10 protein-coding genes and 1 pseudogene are annotated in these 4,935 nt (G+C 37.0%); 6 read left to right on the top strand and 5 right to left on the bottom strand.

The features are described from left to right. The 5 genes and pseudogenes from ABPH35_RS10390 to ABPH35_RS10370 form a co-directional block, all read right to left on the bottom strand. Positions 1-168 (bottom strand): annotated as a pseudogene (locus tag ABPH35_RS10390) (Fic family protein); the annotation flags it as partial. A gap of 412 nt (positions 169-580) precedes the next feature. Further along, positions 581-1,138 carry a GTP pyrophosphokinase gene (locus ABPH35_RS10385; RefSeq protein ID WP_368849808.1) on the bottom strand — a complete coding sequence of 186 codons (558 nt, stop codon included), beginning with the start codon at positions 1,136-1,138 and terminating at the stop codon, positions 581-583. A 47-nt stretch (positions 1,139-1,185) separates the two neighbouring features. Further along, the gene (locus tag ABPH35_RS10380) at positions 1,186-1,383 is read right to left on the bottom strand and encodes a S24 family peptidase (RefSeq protein ID WP_368849809.1); all 198 of its coding nucleotides are present in this window, start codon (positions 1,381-1,383) and stop codon (positions 1,186-1,188) included. Beyond that, positions 1,380-2,096: an exonuclease domain-containing protein gene (locus ABPH35_RS10375; protein ID WP_368849807.1), complete on the bottom strand. Its 717-nt coding sequence runs from the start codon at positions 2,094-2,096 to the stop codon at positions 1,380-1,382. The genes ABPH35_RS10380 and ABPH35_RS10375 overlap by 4 nt, the downstream gene beginning before the upstream one ends. A 2-nt stretch (positions 2,097-2,098) precedes the next feature. Then, a complete protein-coding gene (locus ABPH35_RS10370) occupies positions 2,099-2,683 on the bottom strand; it encodes a helix-turn-helix domain-containing protein (protein WP_368849806.1) in 585 nt (194 codons plus the stop codon). Between the two features lie 217 nt (positions 2,684-2,900). Here ABPH35_RS10370 and ABPH35_RS10365 point away from each other — a divergent pair, with 217 nt between their 5' ends. The 6 genes from ABPH35_RS10365 to ABPH35_RS10340 all read left to right on the top strand — a co-directional run. Next, on the top strand, positions 2,901-3,086 hold the full coding sequence (locus tag ABPH35_RS10365; RefSeq protein WP_368849805.1) for a helix-turn-helix domain-containing protein: 186 nt from the start codon (positions 2,901-2,903) through the stop codon (positions 3,084-3,086). Between the two features lie 58 nt (positions 3,087-3,144). Next, positions 3,145-3,609, top strand: coding sequence for a hypothetical protein (locus ABPH35_RS10360; protein WP_368849804.1), 465 nt, complete (start codon positions 3,145-3,147; stop codon positions 3,607-3,609). Then, positions 3,602-3,766: a hypothetical protein gene (locus ABPH35_RS10355; RefSeq protein ID WP_368849803.1), complete on the top strand. Its 165-nt coding sequence runs from the start codon at positions 3,602-3,604 to the stop codon at positions 3,764-3,766. Before ABPH35_RS10360 ends, ABPH35_RS10355 begins: the two co-directional genes overlap by 8 nt. A gap of 206 nt (positions 3,767-3,972) precedes the next feature. Further along, positions 3,973-4,230 (top strand): hypothetical protein, encoded by a 258-nt coding sequence (locus ABPH35_RS10350; RefSeq protein ID WP_368849802.1) that lies wholly within the window; start codon positions 3,973-3,975, stop codon positions 4,228-4,230. A gap of 155 nt (positions 4,231-4,385) precedes the next feature. Then, the gene (locus ABPH35_RS10345; RefSeq protein ID WP_368849801.1) at positions 4,386-4,595 is read left to right on the top strand and encodes a hypothetical protein; all 210 of its coding nucleotides are present in this window, start codon (positions 4,386-4,388) and stop codon (positions 4,593-4,595) included. 9 nt (positions 4,596-4,604) lie between these two features. Further along, the coding region (locus ABPH35_RS10340) for a DNA-binding protein (protein WP_368849800.1) at positions 4,605-4,935 on the top strand (331 nt) is incomplete at its 3' end.

Genomic DNA, 4,935 nt, shown 5'->3' with positions numbered 1-4,935 from the left:
GTTTTCAATCTCATAAAATTCTCTAATGCTCTTGTGGTTACCTGGTAGGCTGTTTTCAATGATAATGCTGACTGTTTCAGGGAGTGAAATAGTATTCCCCTCTATACCGCTGGAGTGATAAGCCATGCGGACCAGTATATCATCTAAGTATTTTGGTTTATATGTCATGTTTTTTCTTTCTATCTGTACTGGTACAGTTTTGGGAATTGTGATATAATATAGTCATCGGGAACATTCCCGATGATTGGCTGCTTTTCTAATCTACCGAAGGCGTGGCGCTTGCTACGCCTTTTTTTGTTTTCCAATTTTGAAAGAAAGTTGTACTAGGTTGGGTGACTCCTTATTTTGCGGAGTCATCTAAGTATTTTGGTTTATAGTTCATTCTTTTTCTTTCTATCTGTACTGGTACAGTTTTAGGATTTGTGATATAATATAGTCATTGGGAGCAATCCCAAAATAAATAAAAATATTTGCACGAGAAAAAATATTTTTTATAATCCTTTGGGGTGTAGCGTTTTGCTACGCCTTTTTTTGTTTTCCAATTTTGGTACATGGCGAAACCATGCGCAACGGGTGGGGGTTATACAAAATTGCGTTTATATAGTCTATGGCTTTCAATGTTTCGGTCAACGTCTTTTTCGTCCCATATTTGTAATTCCCACGGATAATAGTAATTGCTTTTATTTTTGAAATAGACATGAATGCCCGTGTAGTTATCTTTGTCCCGTAAGTACCAATTTTTCAGCCCAAATTGCTCTTTCCAGTCGTCTAATTTTTCCATAACCAACGTAATATCTGCCGATGTAAGAATGATACGAGCGCCAAAAATATCATTTAGAATGGAATTAACGGGGTAGCCGACTTGTCTTTCTGAAAATCGTTCTATCTTGTCTAATATGCTTTCAGAGGTTTTGACACGATACACATATGGGATATCTTTTACGTCTGCTTTCATCAGATAATCATTAATGGATTCATGTAAATTTAGACGATAGTCAAGTATCGCCTGTACGGGCACTTTGGCAAAGGTGTGTTTTAAATTTACTTTTTCAATTTTTCCCGTTTCAAAATAATCTTGTGAGAAAGCAAGATGTATACGGTTGATTTCAGCTATTAAGCGTTCTACTTTTTCTAGCATGCTGATTTTTCCTTTCTGGCTTTTCCTCTACGGAAATTTTCCATAGCCTAACCCTGCACCACCTTATCAGAGCCAATCACGGCATATATTTTGATGTGGGTATCTGATGACGGCGGGAAGTCGATGATAATATCGTCATATTTTGGATTGAGGGAAACCAAGCGCAGGCAATTGGCTTCTGTATAGACTTTTGTCAGATAAGACTTATCATTGACCGCAACAGCGCAGACTTGACCTGTCACTATTTAATCCCTAGAATTTGTAAAATGTTTTTCCAGACGCTTTGTTTATTTGAATGTTTTTGTATATTGTTGTCTGTCTTTTCTTTAAAAGTATGTTGAGATACATCTCTTATAGGTGTATTGGTATAGCTAGATTTTCGTTTTTTGGTGAAACCTTTGATACCTAACAACCCCATTTCTTCATACCCTGCCAACTTTAAAAGTTTTTCTATATCATTTTGTTGCTGTTGCTCCATGAGCTTTAAAAAAAGTAGTCCGCAAGCTTCAGCGTCTGATAAGGCGTTATGATGATTTAGTGAGATATTGAAATAGTCTGATAGGTTATTTAATTTATAATTTTCTATATTTGGAAGCAAATTTTGAGCAACCTGATAACTACAAAAATAGAAAATGGGGTCAAAATCTAAATGATATTTTATATAGACCGCTTTTAATACAGATATATCAAATCTTGCATTATGTGCAACAACTGGGAGATTTGAAATAAATTCAAGTATTTTAGGGCGGAGTTCGGGAAATGTAGGTTCGGTTGTTACATCTTCAGGTCTGATTTTATGTATTTTAATATTTCTGCTACTAAATTCTTCTTCTGGATTGATTAGATGGTAAAAACTATCAACTTTTTCACCATTGACAAATTTAACCAACCCAATTGAACAAATACTACCTCTAGAACTATTTGCAGTTTCAACATCTAACGCAACAAATGTAGTCATGGTTAAATTCCTTTCTTTGATAATGATTTGACTAAGTTTAAAATATTGTTTTTATCTTCTGCAGAAAGAAATATAAAATTGATTAACAATTCTTCTTCATCAGGAAATAAGGAAGTTAGAGAAAAAAAGAAATCATTTAATTTATATTCTACTGCATTTAACATGGTATGGTCTGTTAGAATTTCTTTTAATTCAGAAGTAGTTAGAGTTTCGATATTTGGAATGATGGATTTTAAGATATTTTGTCGCAGCATTTCAAGATGTTTTTCAGTCTTTAAACTTAAAAAAAATTCTTGTCCGTCAGCTACTTTCAATTCATAATACGCTCTAAATGTCTTATAGTAGTCATCATCATAATTTTTAGAGTTTTTTAATTTATTTACCTTTTCTCTAAAATTATCCTCATACCCCAACAAATACGCTACACTCACCCCAAAATAATCCGCCAGCGTTTGGGCTTTGTCAGATTTGATGTCATGTTTTCCAGTTTCCCAATTAGATACAGATAGTTTGGTTATTCCAATCTCATCGGCTAACTCTTGTTGAGTTATGCCTTTTTCTTTGCGTAATTCTTTCAATCTATTCATGATTTTACTACCTTTCATCTATGATTATACAACTATTTTTTAAGAAAGTATAGAAAAAATATAACTTTTTTTCATTTTATCTATTGACTGTATAGAAAAACTATGATATTATCAAATCACAGTTATAAAAATATAGTTTTTCTATAACTGTTGGGCAGGCACTCAATCTATTCACCCTTTCACCGTCTGCCTATATTTTAGAAAAGGAGGTAAACGCATGCTGATTACAGAAGAAATGGCGGAGCGTGTACGGGTCAAGCGAGCGATTGACCGCATTACAGCCAAGGCACTAGCCGAAAAGCTGGGAATTACTCATGTTACGCTTGCAAAAGTGGAGAACGGCGACTATGACGCACCACGGCGGATCTATAACCGTGTTATGGATTGGCTAGAAGAAAAATAAGGAGAGCGACCAAACAGGAACAACACACGGCAGGCAAACCAAAAAGGAGGAAACAACAATGACCAAAACACGCAGGGAAAGAATTTTCACAATTGAGCGCCTTTATGAGATAGAGGACAAGCACGGCGAGCTGACACTTTCGGCAATTATGGAGGAGCTGGATTTTCTATCTAGACGAGACATCACGCAAAAGCTAAACCAAAAGAAAAGAGCGGGACAAATCCGCTACGATAAAAACTATACTAATATCAAAATCTTAGCCCCTAGGACTATGAAAAATGATGTAGTTATCAAAGAAAACGAACTAGGACGCTTGCAATCATGGTTCTTGGTTCGTGACTTGTACGGCTTGGAAGATGATTTACAGTCCGGACAACTGAAAGCAAGTGACAGGGTCAAGGCTAGACAGTTGCGCTATAAGATTTTGAACAGCTTACAAAAGTCGGCCGTAGACTTTGCCAAGCTCTACGAGGAACAGGCAGGATTCACCCTACCATGGCAGGAGGTTGGCGGCAATGGTTGAACAACTACCAAGACTATATCAGCGCTCTCTTGCTCTCATTAGTCAATACTGGCATGGGGAAATGAGTAAAGAGGACTTTAGCAAGAACTTCCACCGCTTGGAAGATAAAATCCATCATGAAGTAGATGTAAAAAAACGGCAACAAAAAAAGGCTTAGAAAGCGACCAAACTATCAAGCCTTTAGAACCAAAAAACTAAAATACGAATAACAGGCAGGCAAGCCGTTATAAAAGGGATTTTAGTAACTTCATTATATCACAAAAAAGATTGTATAGTAAACAAAAAAGGCGCTGACATTGCAGTTATACGGCTTTGTTTAGCGATTTGACGAAGAATGATACACAAAAAAGGAGTAGAAAGCAAATGACACCAGACCAAATACTAGATAACTATGAGAGCTTAACAAGCGACATGATGACAGCGGTCAGCGCTTTAGATATTGTCAGGCGATGGCTGGAAAATACTAAAAAAAGTGATGAGGGTTATTATGGCTTTATCGCCTCAAAAGAGGGCTATGCGGACATTATCAACCTAGCCATGGATGACTTGAACAGGTTGGCAAGTGAGCATTGTGAATTTATTGAAAGGGTGGCAAAAGATGGATTTTCAGAAACTAAGTAATATAGCAGATAAGCATGAGTTAAATATCGAAGATGTAGGAGTTATCAATTGCTTCCGTCAAGCTCATGAAAGAATGAATAGTAAAAGATACGCCATTTTACACGTCTTTCAAATGGGTAAGATAGCAGGAATCAGACAAGAAAGGAAACGCAGACATGGCAATAGATGAAATCAATTTACCGATTGAACAAAAAATAATATTGGTGATTATCCTAGTCATCGTGAACATGTTTCTATGGCGCAATGTGGGGCATTTTCGGCTTGATAGCAAGCCCAAAAAGAAGCCAACGGATAAAGATACTAGGAAGCTACAAAATGCGAACTATGGGGCTTATATCCAAGCGCAGGGACGATACTACAATTAGGGGGTACGAATGGCAGAAAAGACACTACCAAGCAATTATAGGCGAGTACTTGAGCTTATCCCCAAAGGGAGCGAGCGCCCTATCACAAACAGAGAAATACAGGCAATTACAGGACTAAGCGAGCGAGCTATCAGGGAGATTGTACAACGGTTAACAGTTCGCTATCAAATCCCCATCGGAATCTTGCGGAACAATACACCAGGCTATTACTTTCCAACGAATGACGCTGAACGCTTTCAAGGTATGATAGAGCTTGATAAACAGGTCACAGAGGAACAGAAACGGCTTGAGGTCATCAAGTATGGCAATCTGAACGAACAAGAAAAATACTTGAAAGGGG

This window comes from Streptococcus handemini, assembly GCF_040984445.1.
Classification (GTDB): domain Bacteria; phylum Bacillota; class Bacilli; order Lactobacillales; family Streptococcaceae; genus Streptococcus; species Streptococcus handemini.
The sequence above is the reverse complement of the archived record's forward strand: the minus strand, read 5'-3'. Positions and strand labels throughout refer to the sequence as shown.

Coding starts and splice junctions, on each gene's coding strand:
- ABPH35_RS10370 (WP_368849806.1), bottom strand. CDS start 2,683: ATGAATAGATTGAAAGAATTACGCAAAGAAAAAGGCATAACTCAACAA.
- ABPH35_RS10385 (WP_368849808.1), bottom strand. CDS start 1,138: ATGCTAGAAAAAGTAGAACGCTTAATAGCTGAAATCAACCGTATACAT.
- ABPH35_RS10355 (WP_368849803.1), top strand. CDS start 3,602: ATGGTTGAACAACTACCAAGACTATATCAGCGCTCTCTTGCTCTCATT.
- ABPH35_RS10345 (WP_368849801.1), top strand. CDS start 4,386: ATGGCAATAGATGAAATCAATTTACCGATTGAACAAAAAATAATATTG.
- ABPH35_RS10350 (WP_368849802.1), top strand. CDS start 3,973: ATGACACCAGACCAAATACTAGATAACTATGAGAGCTTAACAAGCGAC.
- ABPH35_RS10360 (WP_368849804.1), top strand. CDS start 3,145: ATGACCAAAACACGCAGGGAAAGAATTTTCACAATTGAGCGCCTTTAT.
- ABPH35_RS10375 (WP_368849807.1), bottom strand. CDS start 2,096: ATGACTACATTTGTTGCGTTAGATGTTGAAACTGCAAATAGTTCTAGA.
- ABPH35_RS10365 (WP_368849805.1), top strand. CDS start 2,901: ATGCTGATTACAGAAGAAATGGCGGAGCGTGTACGGGTCAAGCGAGCG.